Annotated in this window: 15 protein-coding genes; 5 read left to right on the top strand and 10 right to left on the bottom strand. The window is 63.6% G+C overall.

The genetic code is table 11. The annotated features are described in order from the left end of the window. Positions 1-11 precede the first annotated feature (11 nt). A complete protein-coding gene (locus J2R78_RS32655) occupies positions 12-1,685 on the top strand; it encodes a protein kinase (RefSeq protein ID WP_253608190.1) in 1,674 nt (557 codons plus the stop codon). A gap of 162 nt (positions 1,686-1,847) precedes the next feature. Here the strand turns inward: J2R78_RS32655 and J2R78_RS32650 are convergent, their stop codons facing one another. The 4 genes from J2R78_RS32650 to J2R78_RS32635 form a co-directional block, all read right to left on the bottom strand. Beyond that, the gene (locus tag J2R78_RS32650; protein WP_253608189.1) at positions 1,848-2,474 is read right to left on the bottom strand and encodes a hypothetical protein; all 627 of its coding nucleotides are present in this window, start codon (positions 2,472-2,474) and stop codon (positions 1,848-1,850) included. Beyond that, positions 2,471-2,965, bottom strand: a complete 495-nt coding sequence (locus J2R78_RS32645) for a c-type cytochrome (RefSeq protein ID WP_035631104.1) — start codon at positions 2,963-2,965, stop codon at positions 2,471-2,473. Before J2R78_RS32645 ends, J2R78_RS32650 begins: the two co-directional genes overlap by 4 nt. Before the next feature lie 134 nt (positions 2,966-3,099). Beyond that, the gene (locus J2R78_RS32640) at positions 3,100-4,872 is read right to left on the bottom strand and encodes a PQQ-dependent dehydrogenase, methanol/ethanol family (RefSeq protein WP_129965109.1); all 1,773 of its coding nucleotides are present in this window, start codon (positions 4,870-4,872) and stop codon (positions 3,100-3,102) included. Positions 4,873-5,007: 135 nt separating this feature from the next. Further along, positions 5,008-5,478, bottom strand: a complete 471-nt coding sequence (locus J2R78_RS32635) for a copper chaperone PCu(A)C (RefSeq protein ID WP_307720401.1) — start codon at positions 5,476-5,478, stop codon at positions 5,008-5,010. Positions 5,479-5,606: 128 nt separating this feature from the next. Between J2R78_RS32635 and J2R78_RS32630 the strand changes: the two genes are divergently transcribed. Continuing rightward, positions 5,607-6,602, top strand: a complete 996-nt coding sequence (locus tag J2R78_RS32630; protein WP_253608188.1) for a phosphotransferase — start codon at positions 5,607-5,609, stop codon at positions 6,600-6,602. A gap of 48 nt (positions 6,603-6,650) precedes the next feature. Here J2R78_RS32630 and J2R78_RS32625 read toward each other — a convergent pair whose 3' ends face one another. The 3 genes from J2R78_RS32625 to J2R78_RS32615 all read right to left on the bottom strand — a co-directional run bounded on the left by J2R78_RS32625 (position 6,651) and on the right by J2R78_RS32615 (position 8,022). Then, positions 6,651-6,833 (bottom strand): hypothetical protein, encoded by a 183-nt coding sequence (locus J2R78_RS32625; protein WP_229158945.1) that lies wholly within the window; start codon positions 6,831-6,833, stop codon positions 6,651-6,653. Between the two features lie 87 nt (positions 6,834-6,920). Next, positions 6,921-7,376: a cupin domain-containing protein gene (locus J2R78_RS32620; RefSeq protein ID WP_253608187.1), complete on the bottom strand. Its 456-nt coding sequence runs from the start codon at positions 7,374-7,376 to the stop codon at positions 6,921-6,923. Positions 7,377-7,464: 88 nt separating this feature from the next. After that, positions 7,465-8,022 (bottom strand): zinc-dependent metalloprotease, encoded by a 558-nt coding sequence (locus J2R78_RS32615; RefSeq protein ID WP_253608186.1) that lies wholly within the window; start codon positions 8,020-8,022, stop codon positions 7,465-7,467. A gap of 621 nt (positions 8,023-8,643) precedes the next feature. Here J2R78_RS32615 and J2R78_RS32610 point away from each other — a divergent pair. After that, positions 8,644-10,482 (top strand): caspase family protein, encoded by a 1,839-nt coding sequence (locus J2R78_RS32610; RefSeq protein ID WP_253608185.1) that lies wholly within the window; start codon positions 8,644-8,646, stop codon positions 10,480-10,482. Between the two features lie 202 nt (positions 10,483-10,684). Here J2R78_RS32610 and J2R78_RS32605 read toward each other — a convergent pair whose 3' ends face one another. The 3 genes from J2R78_RS32605 to J2R78_RS32595 all read right to left on the bottom strand — a co-directional run bounded on the left by J2R78_RS32605 (position 10,685) and on the right by J2R78_RS32595 (position 14,995). Continuing rightward, positions 10,685-11,332: a DUF4384 domain-containing protein gene (locus J2R78_RS32605; protein ID WP_253608184.1), complete on the bottom strand. Its 648-nt coding sequence runs from the start codon at positions 11,330-11,332 to the stop codon at positions 10,685-10,687. Positions 11,333-11,352: 20 nt separating this feature from the next. After that, positions 11,353-13,131 carry a caspase family protein gene (locus tag J2R78_RS32600; RefSeq protein WP_253609989.1) on the bottom strand — a complete coding sequence of 593 codons (1,779 nt, stop codon included), beginning with the start codon at positions 13,129-13,131 and terminating at the stop codon, positions 11,353-11,355. Between the two features lie 139 nt (positions 13,132-13,270). Beyond that, positions 13,271-14,995 carry a hypothetical protein gene (locus J2R78_RS32595; protein WP_253608183.1) on the bottom strand — a complete coding sequence of 575 codons (1,725 nt, stop codon included), beginning with the start codon at positions 14,993-14,995 and terminating at the stop codon, positions 13,271-13,273. Between the two features lie 156 nt (positions 14,996-15,151). Between J2R78_RS32595 and J2R78_RS32590 the strand changes: the two genes are divergently transcribed. Continuing rightward, positions 15,152-15,448 carry a hypothetical protein gene (locus J2R78_RS32590; protein ID WP_253608182.1) on the top strand — a complete coding sequence of 99 codons (297 nt, stop codon included), beginning with the start codon at positions 15,152-15,154 and terminating at the stop codon, positions 15,446-15,448. 88 nt (positions 15,449-15,536) lie between these two features. Next, entirely contained in the window at positions 15,537-16,517 is a 981-nt protein-coding gene (locus tag J2R78_RS32585) for a DUF4424 domain-containing protein (RefSeq protein ID WP_253608177.1), read from the top strand. Position 16,518: the final 1 nt, after the last annotated feature.

The raw sequence follows: 16,518 nt of genomic DNA, 5'->3' as shown, positions 1-16,518 counted from the left end.
GGGACTTGGGGGTGCGCGTCGGCTTTGCCAGCGAGACCGGCAAGCGCGCCGCCAATGAGGACTATGTCGCGGCCTGCTTGGGCCAGCCGGGCACGCTGCATCGCGATGTGGTCGCCGCGGTCGCCGACGGCGTCGGCGGCCACAAGGGCGGGCGCGAGGCCGCGGAGGTTGCGGTCCGCAGCTTCATCGACGCCTATTATTCGTTGCCCGAGACGCTCGGTGTCCGCCGCCGCGCCGCGCGGGCGCTGGAAGCCGCCAACAGCTGGATCCACGGCCAGGGCCGCGTCGATGCCGCGCGCAGCGGCATGGCCTGCGCGTTCTCCTCGATCATCCTGTCACGGCGGCAATGCCATGTGATCCATATCGGCGACACCCGTGCCTATCGCCTGAGCGACGGCCGGCTGGAACGCCTGACGCAGGACCATATCGCCGGCCGCGGCGACCTCGCCCACATGCTGAGCCGCGCCATCGGTTTCGAGGAGTTCGCCCGCTTCGACTACACGTCCCTCGGGCTCCGGCAACATGATCGCCTGCTGATCTGCAGCGACGGGGTTCACGGCGCGCTCGGCGATTTGCGTCTCCAGCAATTGCTGGAGGAACGCACGCCGCCCGACGAGTCCGCGCGCAGCATCGTCGACGCCGCCCTCGCGGCCGGCAGCAGCGACAACACGACCGCGCTGGTGCTCGACGTCGTCGACCTGCCGCCGGCGGACCGCGACGACCTTACCCACGCGATCGCGACGCTGCCGATCCTCGATTTGCCGGTGACCGGCGATACGATCGACGATTTCAGCCTCGGCGACGTCTTGTCCGACGGACGCTACAGCCGCCTGTTCAAGGCGATCGACAAGCGCGCCGGCCGCGACGTGGTGCTGAAGTTTCCCCATCCACGGGTCGCGAGCGAAGGCTCCTACCGCCTCGCCTTCGTGCGCGAGGCCTGGGTCGCCGCGCGCGTGCGCAGCCTCTGGATCGGCGAGATCATCGAGGTGCCGGCGGAGCGGCAGACCAGGCTCTATTCGGCGATGCCGCTCTACGAGGGCGAAACACTGGAGCAACGGCTTGGTCGCGCGCCGCGGCTGTCGCTCACCGACGGCATCGCGATCGCAACCAAGCTGGTGCGTGCGGTCACCGCGCTGCACCGCGCCGGCATCATCCATCGCGACATCAAGCCGGACAACGTGATCCTGCTGAAGGACGGCGGGTTGCGCCTTGTCGATCTCGGCGTCGCGCGGGTGCCGCTCTTGGAGGATTTTCCCGCCGAGGACATTCCGGGCACCGCGAGCTACATGGCGCCCGAACTGTTCGGCGGCAAGGCCGGCGACGAGGCCTCCGACCTGTTCGCGCTCGGCGTCACGGTCTACCGCATGTTCACGGCGAACTATCCGTTCGGCGAGATCGAGCCGTTCTCGCGGCCGCGCTTCGGCAAGCCCGCGCCGCTGTCGCGCTACCGGCCGGATCTGCCGGCCTGGCTCGACGCGGTGATCGGCAAGGCGCTCAGCGTCGACCCGGCACAACGCTTCGGCGATGCCATCGAATTCGCGCACGAACTGGAAAACGGCGCGACCTGGGCCGGCCCCGCCGTCACCACCCGCAAATCGCTGCACGACCGCGATCCCGTGACCTTCTGGAAGGTGCTGTGCGCGATCCTGGCCCTGATCGTCGTGGTGCTGCTGGCTCGGCATTAGAGTAGCTCCGTCATGCCCGGCCTTGTGCCGGGCATCCACGTCTTCGCTGCAATCGCGTAAGAAAAGACGTGGATGGCCGGGACAAGCCCGGCCATGACGAAAAGAAAGAGAGTCATTTTAGATCAGTTAGGCAGCTGAAATTTGGCTATTTCAGTTTGCAGCTCAGGACCCGGCGCGGCGGATCGTGATGCGGGTCTCGTCGGTCATGTCCTTGAGCTCCTTGTTCGGCTCGCGGTAGAGATGGCGCTCGATCTCGACCGTGCGGCCGTCGATCGTCTTGGTGCATTTCTCGTCGACAAATACGCCGCCGACCTCCTGCTTGTCGGCGCCCGGCTGTGCCTTGGAACAGGTCCAGCCGTCCTCGCCATAGCGCGACCTCGCCTGCAGGCCGAGCAGGAAGGCCTTCTTGCGCAGATAGAGCCGCGCCTTCGGATCGGTCTCGATCATCAGCGCCGCGATCTTGGCGTCCTTGTCGATCATGACGGTGAGGATCGCGGGATGGCCGCCGACCATGGTGCCTTCCCGCCCACTCTCGCGATCGTACTCGAAGCGGATGCCGCGCAGCTGGTCCGGTCCGGCCTGGCAAGCCTGCCATTGCGCCCAGTCAGCCAATCTGTGGGTCTTCTCGCCGATGCAAGTCAGGTTGATGTAGCCCGCGTCCGGCACGCTGCTGATCGCCATTCCGACGCTGATGTCGCGCAGGTCTCCCGCGGTCGCCATCGCCGGCACCGCTGCCGTGACGGTGACAGCGAAGACCAAGCCACGGATTGCCGATCCTTGCTTGCTCATGGCTTTGCCTTCTCGCTCTGATCGGACGGCGCGGCGGCGTGGCCGGCCTCCTTGTAGATGTTGCAGACCCGCGAGCCATCGCCGAAGAACGCGATGCATTCATCGTAGGTCGGCTCGCCCTTGCCCTTGACGCGGGCGAGCACGTAGTCGGCAACGGCCTCGATCTCGTTCGGCCGCAGGAACACATTCGCTTCGGGCGGCATGCGGTCCGCGACGTCCTGCCGGGTCATCTCGTAGCATTTCGTGGTGTCGTAGGAGCCGCGCACGAAGAACGGCATGCCGGTGCCCGGCCGGCCGCACGTCACGGTCTCGATGATCTGCTCGCGGGTCAGCTCGGTCTTGCGCAGCGACAGCGCGTCGCCGCCATAGCCGCCGCCGCCATTGCCGTGCCATTTGTGGCAGCCGACGCAATTGCCGCGCTTGAACACCGCCTTGCCCGCATCGGTCGGATCGCTCGCCGACTGCGCTTGCGCGGTACCGATAAATCCCATCACCAGCGCGCAGCCGAGCCACGCGCCAACCAGCGATATTTTTTTCATTTGTCTTGTTTCTTGTCTTTTTTCTTGTCTTTCTCGGCCAAATCGACGCGGGAGGCCTCGGTGAGAGGCCTCCCGCGCTTGCGACGTCAAAGGGCGAACACGTAGAGCATCGAGCCCGGCTGCATCCGCTTCAGCTCGGGCGTGGCATCGATGAACCACTTGTCCCAGGCACCGCCGAGGCCGACCAGGATCGCGACATACTGCTTGCCGTCCACCGAGAACGTCATCGGAGGCGCATTGACGCCGCCGCCGGTGTTGAACTGCCAGAGCTGCTGCAGCGATTTCGCGTCGTAGGCGATCACCTCGCCGGACGGCTGTCCGGAGAACACGAGGTCGGGCGTCGCCAGGATGCCGCCGAGGTTCGGGAATTCGGTCTCCGCCTTCCCTGCCACCTTGCCGGTGGTAACGTCGATCGCGGTGACGCTGCCGGTGATCTTGACCGGCTGGCTCGGTCCGCCGCCCGTGAAGAACTCACGCTTCTTCAACTTGTCCGGCGTCGTCTCCTCGACCGTGATCCGGTTGCAGCTCTCGATCACCGGGATGTACCAGAGCTTCAGGTTCGGATTGTACGCGGTCGGCGGCCAGTTCTTGCCGCCCATGTTGCCGGGGCAGATGTCCGTCACCTTGTTGGTCCGGCTTGGCGTCACCGCCGCGTTGTAGCGCTGCACGCCCTGCTTCGGATCATACTCCACCGGCTTGCCGGATTCGGGGTCGAGACCCTTGGTCCAGGTCACCTTCTTGACGAACGGCAGACCCCAGATGAACTTGCCGCTGTTGCGGTCGATCGCATAGGCAAAGCCGTTGCGGTCGGCCTCGAGCGCGAGCTTCTGCGTCGTGTTGTTCGGACCGGGGACGTCGACCAGCACGTTCTCCGCCACGCTATCATAGTCGTAGGGATCGTTCGGCGTGTGCTGGTAGTGCCATTTGATCTTGCCGGTGTCGGCATCGAGACCAAGCGAGGAGTCGGTGTAGAGGTTGTCGCCGGGCCGGTACTCGTTGTCCCAGTCCGGTCCGGGATTGCCGACGCCCCAGACGATGGTGTTGGTCGAGGGGTCGAAGCTGCCGGTGACCCAGGTCGATCCGCCGCCGCTCGCCTTGGCGTCCTTGTCGTCCTTCCAGGTCTCGTGACCCGCCTCGTCCTTGCCCGGGATGGTGTGGGTGCGCCACACTTCCTTCTGGCTCTTCAGGTCGGTCGCCGCGATCCAGCCGCGAATGCCGTATTCGGCGCCGGCCACGCCCGTGATCGCCATGTCCTTGACGATCAGCGGTGCGCCGGTGATCACCTCGCCCTTGTCGGGATCGGCGACCTGGCGCTGCCAGGCGACCTGCCCGGTCTCCTTGTTGGTCGCGATCAGGCGGCCGTCGAGCGTGTGCGAGACGACGAGGTTTCCCCACAATGCGACGCCGCGGTTGTCGACGCCGCAGCAGGCGACTGCACCGGCCCAGTCATGGTCGGTCTTCGGATCCATCTTCCAGAGCAGCACGCCTTTGCCGCCATGCGCATCGATCTTGTAGACCGAACCCCAGCCGTCGGTGACATACATGAAGCCGTTCTCGACGATCGGCGTCCCCTCCAGGCCGCCATGCGACCAGATTCCGCCGCCCTCGACGCCGCCGAGATGCATGGTCCAGGCGACCTTGAGATTCTTGACGTTGTCCTTGTTGATATCGGCCAGCGACGAGAAGCGCGTCGCCGAATAGTTCTTGTGGTGGTGCAGCCAGTTGCCTGCTTCCTTGTCAGCATTGAGCAGACGGTCCTGGCCGACATCGTCGGCGAGCGCGAAAGAGCCCGCGAACGTCGCTGCGGATGCTACTGCCGCGGCGAGCATATGCGACTTTACCCAATTCAACCTTGTCATGAGTTCATTTCCTCCGGATCTAGCATTCTTCATTGATCGAACCGCCCGTCACACACGGGCGATCACGCGAGAAGCCTTGAGTCCCGGCGCATGGCTGTGCACCACCCGCCGTCTTGTTGAGTCATTTCTGTGAGGTCACTTCTGGACCTGTACCTCCGTCTCGATGGTGCCTGCTTTCTGAAAAACGATCGCGCATTTGAACGTCTCGCCCGGCGTGAGCGCCTGACGCATCTGCAGCAGCATGACGTGATAACCGTCACGCTTCAGCTCGAGCATTGCCTTTGCCGGTACTGGTATATTGGATATCGAGCGCATCGCCGGTGCGCCCTCGCCGCGATCCACAGTATGACGCTCGGAAAAATTCGCAACCGGGCAGCGGACACGAAGCAGCGCATCGGCGCTGTCGGCCTCGTTCTTGATCGTCATCGTCAAGGGAAGGTCCCCGCCCGCTTTGTCGACCGCCGGCACGCGCGCGTCCACAATCTGCAAGGACTCGTTCGCGGCGGCGTTATGCATCACTCCGAACGTGCTGATCAGGCAGAATAATGGCAACGCGATCCATGATCGGCACGCAACGGCGCAATGCAACTCCCGCTCGAACGACATCAAGTTCTCTCCCAACATGATTTTTGCAGCATTGTTTCATGCTTCGTCGTGCGCTGCCAGCAATAGATCGCGAACGCTGCATTAACGCGATTTTGGGCACGCATAGCGGCCATGCTAGCTTCTTGCGCATGAGTGCTCTCGATAAACTTCCGCCGGCACAGCGCGACGCAGCACATGCCGCACTGCGTCAGGTGATCGGCACCGCGGCGATCGACGCGGTCACATCGGTCTCGGGCGGCGCAACGTCGGCGCAATTGTTCCGGATCGATGCAGGCGGCGAGAATTATTTGCTCCGAATCGAAGGAATGCCGAGCCCGCTGCGCAATCCGTTTCAGTATGTGTCGCTCAGGATCGCCGCCGAGGCCAGCATCGCGCCGCGACTCCATTATGTCGACGAGGCCTCGCGCGTCGCGGTGATGGATTTTGTGCAGCGGCAGCCGCTCGGCCGCTATCCCGGCGGCCTGCCGGCGCTGGCGAAGGCGCTCGGCGAATTGCTGGCGCGCCTGCAGGCGACGCCGACCTTTCCCGCTTTCGTGCGCTACCCCGACATCGTGGCCCGGCTCTGGGCCCATGTCGGCCGCACCGGCCTGTTCGCGCCCGGCGTGCTTGAGCGCTGCAACGAGCACCTCGCGCGCATCCGCGCGGCCTATGCCTGGGATGAGGCCAACTCGGTGTCGAGCCACAACGACTCGCTCCCCGCCAACATCCTGTTCGACGGCAACAGGCTCTGGATGATCGACTGGGAATCCGCCTATCGCACCGATCCGCTGGTCGACCTCGCGATTGTCGGCGACAGCCTGGCGCGGACGCCGGAGCTGGAAAGCATTTTGCATCGTGCCTGGCTCGGCCGCCGGCTCGACGAGGCGCGGCGCGCACGGCTCGCACATGTCCGCGCGCTCACCCGGCTCTACTATGCCGGCGTGCTGCTCAGCGCATCCGCGACGGCGCCGCGCACCGTACCCGATACGAGCCTTGCGGCACCGACGCTTGCCGAGCTCGCAGAGGCCACACGCGCCGGCCGGCTCAAGGCCGGCACGCCGGCGGCCAAGCATGTGCTGGGCAAGATGTTCGTCGCCGCGTTCCTGACCGAAATCGCGACGCCCGGCTTCGATCTTTCGGTCTGACGTTCACCCCGGCGGATTGAACGTCGACGGAAAGAACTGCAGCGCAGCTCACTGCGGCACCGGGTGCAGCCTTGCGAGCTGGTCGAGCGACAATTCGGCCTCGCGATCGCTCAGGGGAAAACGCACGATCACGTCCTGACGCGCCAGCTGGCCCCACAGCGCATCCGACGACCATTTCTGCGGCTCGGGTCCGCGCGGACCGTCGACCCAGATGAAATACCATTCCGGCATGGACGCGACCAAAGCTCCTCGCCGGAACATTGGTCCTTCGCCGGCCAATCCGCAACGCCCGATTTCGTCGCGGCGCGACAGGTGGGGCTATTCGTACGGCGTGCCGTCCTTGTGCAGGAAGCGGCCGTCGGAGCTCGGGCTCATCATGTCGATGTCGGAGCAGGTGATGACGTCGGCGCGCGAGCGCGAGCCGACCTCGAGATAGGTCGCCGTCATCTGCGACCTGTTGATCAGATGATGCCCGTTGCCGGAGTTTTTCGGGAACGCCGCGCAATCGCCGGCCCGCAGCACCGTCTCGCCGCCGTCCTCCACCAGAACCACCTCGCCCGCGAGCACATAGACGAACTCGTCCTCATCCGAATGCCAGTGGCGCTGGCTCGACCAGTTGCCGGGCGGCAGCCGCATCAGGTTGACGCCGAAGTCGGCGAGCCCGCCGGCATCACCGAGACGCTGTCGCACCCGCTCGGCGCACGGCGCGGCGAACTCCGCCGGATAGCCGGTCCCCTTGCGCTCCGGCACGTTTGCAAGGTCGACCTTGGGCATGGCGTCTCTCCGGCGGTTGGCGGGCGAACGAGCGATCGGGCCGACTGCAATTGGTTTCATGGAAGGCGGCAGCGAGGAGGTTCCGCGGTCAGCCGCCAAATCGCTTCACCAGTTTTGAACCTTTGGCCGTGCTGATCTGCTGACCGGTCAAATCGCTTCCCACGCTCAATCCCTTCGTCATCAAGTTGCTGCGCAGGGCGGCCTGCTTCTCATCGGCGTAATCTACGTCGACGTGGTCGAGACTCATCAAATGCCCAAGTTCATGAGCCCACGCGCGTCCGTTGGCAAAGTCATTGCCATACCATTGGACAAAGCTTGCCGGCTCGGGATCGCTATGAAGATACGAGCCGCCACCGGCCGAGAGATTGACTATCGGATTGACGAGATAGATGTGGACCGCATTGTCGGGAGCATGCCGGAAACTGAGAACATCCAGCACGCGCTGGTCATTGTTGCGCGCGCTCTTCGCCATATCGAGCGGTTTATCTTCCACGTAATCATTGATCACGAACCCGATCTTGGCCTTCGCCCAGATCTTATTGACCACATCCAGTGCCTTCTTGGCGGCCTCGCCACTCCATTTTTGCGGCTCGGCGACACCTTTCTCGGCAAATGGCGTAATGTAGATTTTCAGTGGAATAGACATGTGCGTCTCCAGAGATTTCGACGACACCTGCGGTGGGCGTCCACACGTCGACGTCCGGATCCCGAGGACGCAGATTTCGATTCTTTCGGGACTCGCACGTCTCAGCTCGAACGGATCGGCGTTGCTTCCAGATAGACGCAGTTCGCGCTCCTATGGAAGAGGCCCGAGGCTGCGACAAACGGCCGAGACGAACGGGCTGAACCCTGTCGACGCCACCGAGACTAACGACGCGGCCGTCACACGCTGACGATCCGGCACGAGCATCGCTTGAGCATGCGAGTTCAATTCCGAGATCACTATCGAGAGATGGAACTTCGCTTGGCGAAGCCCAGGCGGATGCCGGCACTGCCAGCCATTCCGGCGCTAACGATAAAAGACAGATATTTCAATATCTTACAGGTCAATTGACATTTGTTCGGCCGTGCACCACCGGCCCTACACGCTTCGGTGTATCCTTGAACAATCTCGCTGCCCCGGACGACAACATCAGGAATGGATTGGACTCAAGTTTGTTCTCTACGGAGGTATGCCGGCGCCCGTAACGCTTGACGCAGTGGAGTTTGCGCGCGGCCACCTTCGATAAAGCTGCCGTTGTTTCGAGCCGATTTTTGGACGTTCGCCATGCGCTACACGCTCCTCCGAGTTCTTGTTGTTCTTGCTGCTTCGGTTCTCCTGGCGTCTCAGCCAGCCTGGGCAACGAAGCGAGTGGCTTTGGTGGTCGGCAATTCGAACTATCAAAATGCGCCATTACTTCCGAATCCTGCCAATGATGCCACCGCTATCGCCGCGACCTTGAAGGGCGCCGGGTTCGATTTGGTGGAGTCTCGGCTGAACCTGACCTCGAGCGACATGCGGCGGGCACTGAGGGATTTCGCCGATCAAGCTCGCGATGCAGACATCGCCATCGTCTACTATGCAGGTCACGGAATCGAGATCGACGGGACGAATTATCTGATCCCGACGGATGCCAGACTTGAACGCGACACCGATATCTATGACGAGGCCTTCTCGCTCGATCGTGTCCTGCTGGCCATCGAGCCCGCCAAGCAGCTCCGCGTCGTGATCGTTGATGCCTGCCGCAACAATCCTTTTGCCGACACCATGAAGCGAACCGTCGCTTCGCGCGCGATCAGCCGCGGGCTCGCCCGGGTAGAACCCGCCGTATCCAATACGCTGATCGCGTTTGCGGCGAAGGCCGGACTGACCGCGCTCGACGGCAACAGCACGAACAGTCCCTACGCGACGGCGCTGGTGAAATATATCGCAAAGCCTGGACTGGACCTGCGCAGGGCTTTCGGCTTCGTCCGCGATGATGTCTTGCAAGCGACCGGCAACCGGCAGGAGCCTTACGTTTACGGCTCACTGGGCGGTGAGGACGTTGCGCTCGTGCCAAAGGCAGAAGGGCCGGCGCCGCCGGCGGTTAACGCCTCGTCGGAGATCCGTCGCGACTACGAATTGGCCCTGCAGGTCGGCAATAAGGCCGCCATGAGCGCGTTCCTCGCCCAGCATCCCGACGGCTATTATGCAAATCTGGCCAAGCTTCAGCTCAACCAGATCGACGCGGAGGACGCGCGCGTTACCGCCACCAGGAAAGCGCAGGAAGCGGAGCAGCAGAAGGCGCGGCTTGCGTCCGAAGGTGCCCAGCGAGCGGAGCAGGAAAAGGCGGCCGCAGAATTCAAGGCCGCGGAGGATGCCCGTATCGCGGCAGAAAGAACAAAGCAGGCGGCGCAGGACCAAGCTGCTGAGGCTGAACGGAAGCGGACCGCATCCCAAACCTCAACGGTCGCCATGCTTTCCGCGAACGGACCCGCGCCCGACAGCGCCAAGCCGGATAATATTGCAACCGCTACCCCATCGCAGAATAGCGAGGGCGCGAAGGTTGCCGCCCTGAACACGGCGCCGCCGCAGGAAGATCTTGCCAAATCGGTGCAGAGCGAATTGAGCCGGGTTGGTTGTTTCACAGGCTCCATCGACGGTGAGTGGAACGCGGCCTCGCGTCGCTCCCTGACCTTGTTCAACCGGCACGCCGGAACCAAATTTGACGTCAAGCTTGCAAGCCTCGATGCGCTCGATGCGATCAAGCTGAAGCCGGCCCGGGTTTGCCCGCTGATCTGCGAACATGGCTACAAGGCCGACGGCGACCAGTGCCGCAAGATCACCTGCGCCGAGGGCTCGTTCCTGAACGAGGATAACGAATGCGAGAAGCGGCGCGGGAAAAAGCCGGTGGCGAAGCGCAACACGGATGAGCGGCCGTCGCGCGCCGATCGTCCGGTCCGTGAGAGGCCCGAGCCGCAAGCCGACGTTCCCCGACGACAGGCGACGGCCAGACCCTCTGGTGGCAGCGGCCAGATCGTGTGTGATGCTTATCTATGCCGCCCGGTCCGTCGCGGGTGTCATCTCGATTACCGTGGCGGCGGAGGTCCCGGCGGCGGTACCGGCAATGTTGAGGTCTGCAACTAGGACGGCATGCAAGGCGGCACGCTCGAGATCGGGCCGCCGTCTCCTCCCCGCAATCGGCAATGCCGGGGGCAAGGGAGCCAAACCGCGGGGCCCTGCACGCAAGACGCCGGACAGCAGCTTCGGCCACAAGAATATTCACCACATGATCGCGCGGGACGGTCTCCTCGACCGCCCGGGCAGCCTGAGCAATGCGATCGCTGACCTACTTGATGGAGTATGATTTGATGTCGAACGACCAATTGTTCGGCAACAGTCTTCCGCCGCCGCTGTCCGGTATCCGCAGCTGACTGGTCCAATCCGACAGATAGCTCAACGTGTCGGCCGGCCCCTGAAGCTTGCGCTGAATGTCCGGCAAATCGAGCAATTGCACACGTCGCTCGCTCAGGATCGCAACGATCACGGCGGACCCGGCCGGCGGCGCGACGACATATTCAAATCCACGTTGCTGTGCCGCCGGGGTCGGAACGATGAATTGGACGCCAGGCTTGACAAGATTCATGTCGGGTCCGACCGACTGCGCCAATAGCTCGGCAGTCGGGAAGATCTGGCTCATCCGCCCTTCCGCATCAACATCCACCAGCATCAGATAGCCGGGCTTCCTGGCGGTTACGCCGAATGACACCTTGCCGCCAATGTTGACGGTTGGACCCGGCAGGATTTCAAGCGCCACGCCGGCGGCATTTGCCGGGCCGCGCGGGGTCTGTACGCGCCAGAGCAACGGAGCGTTCGTCGCTCCTGCCGATGGAGCGGCCGATGGCGGCGGCGTCGCCCACGCGGCCCCGCTTCCTGCCAGCAGCAGCGCGATCGCGAACCAGGATTGCTTGCGGGAAACCAGTTTCGCTGGCGACATGACCGGCTGTCACAGCTTCGTCAGGGAACGCTGAAAAAGCCGATTGACGCGATCCGCGCGTCCGCCGGCAGGTAGCGCTCCAGACTCTTGATCACCTGCCCCGAGGCACGGCGCCGGTTGAGCTGCATCAGGACCGTCTCCAGATCCACCATCCGCTGCTGCGAGGTTACCGCGACGATCTGCTCGGCGCCGAACGGCTCGCCTACCCGAAGCGGCAGCCGCAGATTTGCTGACCGAGCCATCGCGGCATCGGAACCCACCGGATACAGCATTTGGATGGTTCCATCACCGGACACGTTGAATAGCAGCACCGCCCGCGAACCGACGTCGGACAATTCGACCTCGACGGTCTGTCCGCTGCGCTGCTGTCGATCATCCGGCCAAATACGCATCAGCTGCGGCGATTGCGTCGCCATGCGCTTCAGCTCGCGAATTGCCGCGGTTCGGTTGACCACCGTCGTCAAGCCGCCAACGTCGACGCCATAGGCGACCACGTCGCCCCAGGCGATCACGTCATGGGACACGGGGTCCCAGATCAGGTCGGGATTATCAGTCGGTTGAACGGCCTGCACGCTGGCGTCCTGCGGCTTGACGCTGGTGAAATAGCTCATCTTGCCGTCAAGCGCTGCCAAGCGGATCGGCGTGGTGAGGCGGAAGGGCGGCAGTGCGGCACTGGGCGCGGCTGGGGCGGTCGCAGCGGCACTGGTTGGAGCGGTTTGCGACTTGGCCGTAACGGCCGGCGGCGCAGGGGTCTGCTTCTCGGCGGACGCGACGGTAGCGACCTGGCCGGAGGCAGCTCTCGCCGCCGTCCCCTGGATCAGCACCACGCCGCGGGTCAGTTCGAACGCGACCTCGGTTTCCGGCATCTGTGCCGGCGACGATACCGTCACGATATTCTGGCGCTGGTCGGACAGTTGATAGACCACCTGCCGAACATTGCTGAAAAGCTCTTTCAGGGTCACCTTGCCATCATGATTGATGTCCGCGTTGCCCTCCACGGCGCGCGCAACGGCATAACTCAGGGCGCCGCGCAGGCCGTCGATCCCGGGAATCCGCACTTCCGGCGCCTTGGTGTGCCGATCGACCGCGGCGATGAACGCGGTGTGGTCGAGATCGAGTTCGGACTTCGGGTCGTCGCTGCTCGACACCGGCTTCAATTCATCGACCAGCAGCGTGTAGCGGGGCACCTGCCGAAAACTCATCTCAGCCGCCCGCGGATCGATATCGCGCACCATTCCGCCGCCATGGCAGGTATCCGCGACGAAAATCACCCTTGCGCCGCGCAATTCGAACTGCCGGATGAAATGGTTGAATTCGCTTCCCAGAATGCGCTCGACAGATCCTGCCGGCGTGGTCGCGAATTCAGGCAGCAGGAACACGTTCTCCATTCCGTCCGGTTCCGAGCCCTTGATCCGCTCCGGCTCCTGCGTGCCGTGACCTGCGATCGACAGGAAGACGAGATCGTTGCTCTTGGTCCGCTCCACCAGTGAGCTGATTTCGCGCAGCACGCTCGCCCTGTCCGCCTGTGCATTGGTCAGCTCGACCACATCGCTGACACCCATGGTTCTCAAGCTGGACACGATGTCATTGGCGTCGGCGACCGCGCCCTTCAACTTGCGTACATGCTGGTAGTCGTCGATGCCGATGACGAGGGCCCGGAGCGCCGCACCGTCGGGATTGCTTATCGACAGTTCACCCGCCGCATGCGCGCGCTGGAGTGGCAGGCCGATCAACGCGGCGAGCAGGATGGCGGCACACAGCCAACCGGTCCTTCGATCAAAGCCCCTGAGCGTTCGCATCGCGATCCACCTCGATATCAAGCAGGTCCGCCCTGGAACCGCACCGGTAAGACAGAAAGGCAAATGCCGTCCGGACCTCCGGAAACCAGCGCGCAGGCGGTGATCCATGTTCATCTGTAGCCTTGGCAAGACTTCAGGTTCAGCGCCGTTTGTTCGCCGTCTTGCGGCCTGTCGGCGCCTCGGTCTCCTGATAGGCGTTCGCGGAAACGGTCGTCTGATCGTCTGCGAACGCCCGAAAGCGGACCGGAACGTAACCGCGCGCAAGCAGGCTCGCGAGCGGGTAGACGTTGCGGCAGACCCGACCGTTGCAGCCACCCGTCGAGGATTCCATGACCTCGGCCTTGCGATCCGGGGTGAACCGCAGGAACAACATCACGTGGGAACCCGGTTTGTTCAGGGCGTCACCAGGCTTGAGGTCCCAGGGATTGGTCACGGGCGCGGCGATCGCGGGGATGGCGGCGGTCGTGTAGTGGACGGAAAGTCCCCACGTGGCACTGACGAACGCCGAACAGTCGACACCGGCCACATCCGGCCGTGGCTCGTTACGGGTGCAGACATTGCCCGCCAGGGTCCCGCTGTCGATCCGCTGCCGGAAATTCGCAAGCGAACCGTGGCAGCCCCAGCAATAGGGCACGCCGCGCACTTCCTGGTTTACCTTGCCCTGCAGATACCACGGCCGGCGAATACGACTGAAACCGGAGCATTGGCTGTCGGGATCGCTACCGTAGTTCGCCGGTGTCAGCTTCCATTGAATGCCCTCAAAGGCGAAGGCCGTCTCGATCGCCTGCTGGCGATTGGACGGCCGCACAGCGGCGGTCGCATTGAACTTGATATCCGGCTGCGCCGCCGCCGGCGCGGCAGCCGTGCGCGACGGCCTGACGTCAATGACGGATACCTTCCCCAGGGGGCGGAAGCCGACACCGACCACCTCGACACCATCCGGCTTGGTGCGCAGAAAATAGACGTCGCCGTCGCCCGAGACGGTGACGAACCGCCGGGTCACGGGCGTATTCTCCAGCGGCAGCTCGTAGATGCCCTCAAGGCGTCCGTTCGCGGCATAGCGTGCGACGAAGGTGGAGGCATTCTTGCCCGACGGAGGAATGTCCTCGGCCAGCACGTAGAAGCGGTCGCTGTTGTCGATCTCGAGAAACTCCACGGTGCCGAGCTGGTTGCGGACGCGCAGGCCGAGCTGACCGATGGTCTCGTTGGAGACCATGGTCTGGATTTCGACCCGAACGCCGGCATTGCCCTTGTCGGGAATGATATCGGCGATCACCGATCCCTTGCTGCGCGAGGCGATATATTGCCGGTCGGGCTGTCGCGTCGTCCTCACGATGGCCGCGCGCGTATTCTGATCCAGCAAGTCGGTGGGGCTGCTCAGCGCCTGCGAGCCCATCTGTGCGAAGGCCGAAATGGCGACCTGGTCGTCCGTTCCGCGGGATGAGACTTCCTCCAACTGGATCACGTCTCCGCCAAGCCCGCGTGTGGACTGTCCTGCTGCCGCCTTCAGCATCCGCACGCCGCCGTCCCAAACCATGATGTCGTCGTTATGGACGACGAGGTCGGTGGGCTGCACATCGCCAGGCATCTTCAGGATATCGGGAGCCGTGTTCGGTTGTTTCGGGTCGAACTGCAGAATGCGGCCATTGATCTGATCGAGCACAAACAGGTTTCCCTGTCCGTCAGCGCTGAGCGCTTGCGGGCCCGCGAGTTCGACGTCCTGGCTGGCCGCGACGATCCCCACCATGGATGCAGCCGAACCGCCGGCAAAGCTTCGCACGACCGCGTCGTCGGCCCTAGCCCCGGTGGCAGCTATGGCCGCGCCGACGATAGAGAGCCAGATCCAGCTAGATCGACGAAGCATATCCGCCTCAATGTAACCGAACCGAATGCGGCGTCAGTCCGACTAATCCAAGACTGCCTAATCCAAGACTGCGCGAGTGCAGCGTCAATTAGTGGCGAGCAACCCCGATCCCGTTCAACTCTTTCACTGGACGGTGATAGTCCGAACTCCTTCAGCTTGCAGTGCAAAATCATGGCCAGAAACAGATTTGAGCAAGTCAGTGAAATCCAGCCCGACGCGATTACTCTGGTTTTGAGACGCGACAATGCCGGCGCCTCCGGGTCAATCGTGTTGCCGGCCGCCGCAAGCGGGGGACGCCTGAGCAGCGACCAGGTCAGCGCCCATATGCCGGCCCAGGATGCCTTTCGCGGCGCAATCCGTCTCGCCAATGACATGAAGCTCGCGATCGTGGTTTGCGACCCCGATGGCGTCTGGAAACCGGAATGGGGCGACCTTTACCAGGCGATCGATTGACCCACACGGGCAGACGCTGGGGCGCCGCATGGAGGCCGGCATGGCAAATGGAGCGTTAAGCGGGCAGTCGTTGAGGTCGCGAGCCTTGATGATCGCCCTGTTGGCCGCAACCGGCTGGCCTGCGCGGGCGAACGATTCGGCGGCCGAATTGTCCATCGGCGGGCTGCAATTCGTCCGCACCAAGGACGTGGCCATGGCGAGCGAGGAGCTTCGTATCGGGCTGGACCGGGTCAGCGTTCGCTACCAATTCGTCAACCAGACGAGCAAGCCGGTTGCACTCACGGTCGCCTTTCCGCTGCCCGACATCGACCTGTCCGAAGCCGAGAGCATTGCGCTTCCATCGAGCGATCCAGTCAACTTCGTCGCGTTCGAGACGAGGATCGACGGCAACCCGGTGCCGCTGGCCATCGACCAGCGCGCCATGGTCGGCAACAAGGATGTCACCGCCCTCCTCCGTCAGTTCAAGCTGCCTTTGCTGCCGCTCGGTGATCGGGAGATACGGGTGGCCGACCTGCCGGCGACAACCCGCACGAAGCTGATCGATGATGGCCTTCTGATGCCTGCCGGCATGAGCGACAACGGTCGCCAGCAATACACGCCCGGCTGGATAACCAGGACGTCGGCTGTTCGCGAGCAAGTGTTCCCAGCGGCGCGTACCGTCACGGTCGAACATCAATATCGCCCGAGCGTCGGCTCCAGCCCCGACACGGTCCTGCGCTCCGGTCTGCGTCACAGCGCGGCGCTAGGCCCGGAAGTCGAGCGATACCGGAGAGATTATTGCGTTACGGATGCCTTCCTTGCCGAATTGGACAAGCGCACAGGTGACAGCCAGGCTAACACCGCAAAGCTGCAGGAGCGGCGTATTTCCTACGTGCTCAAGACGGGTGCGAACTGGGCGGGTCCAATCCGGTCCTTCACGTTGACGATCGATCCGGGCGGCGACGACCGTCTGGTCAGTTTTTGTCCAGGGCGGCTCAAGCCGTCATCTGCCGACAACGCGCGGCAGTTCACGGCGAGCGACTTCAAGCCGGATGCCGACCTGAAGATCCTGATGATCGGCAAGTTCTGAA

Origin of the sequence: Bradyrhizobium sp. USDA 4538 (assembly GCF_024171045.1) — a bacterium.
Lineage (GTDB): Bacteria > Pseudomonadota > Alphaproteobacteria > Rhizobiales > Xanthobacteraceae > Bradyrhizobium > Bradyrhizobium australafricanum.
This window is presented reverse-complemented; position numbering and strand designations above follow the sequence as displayed.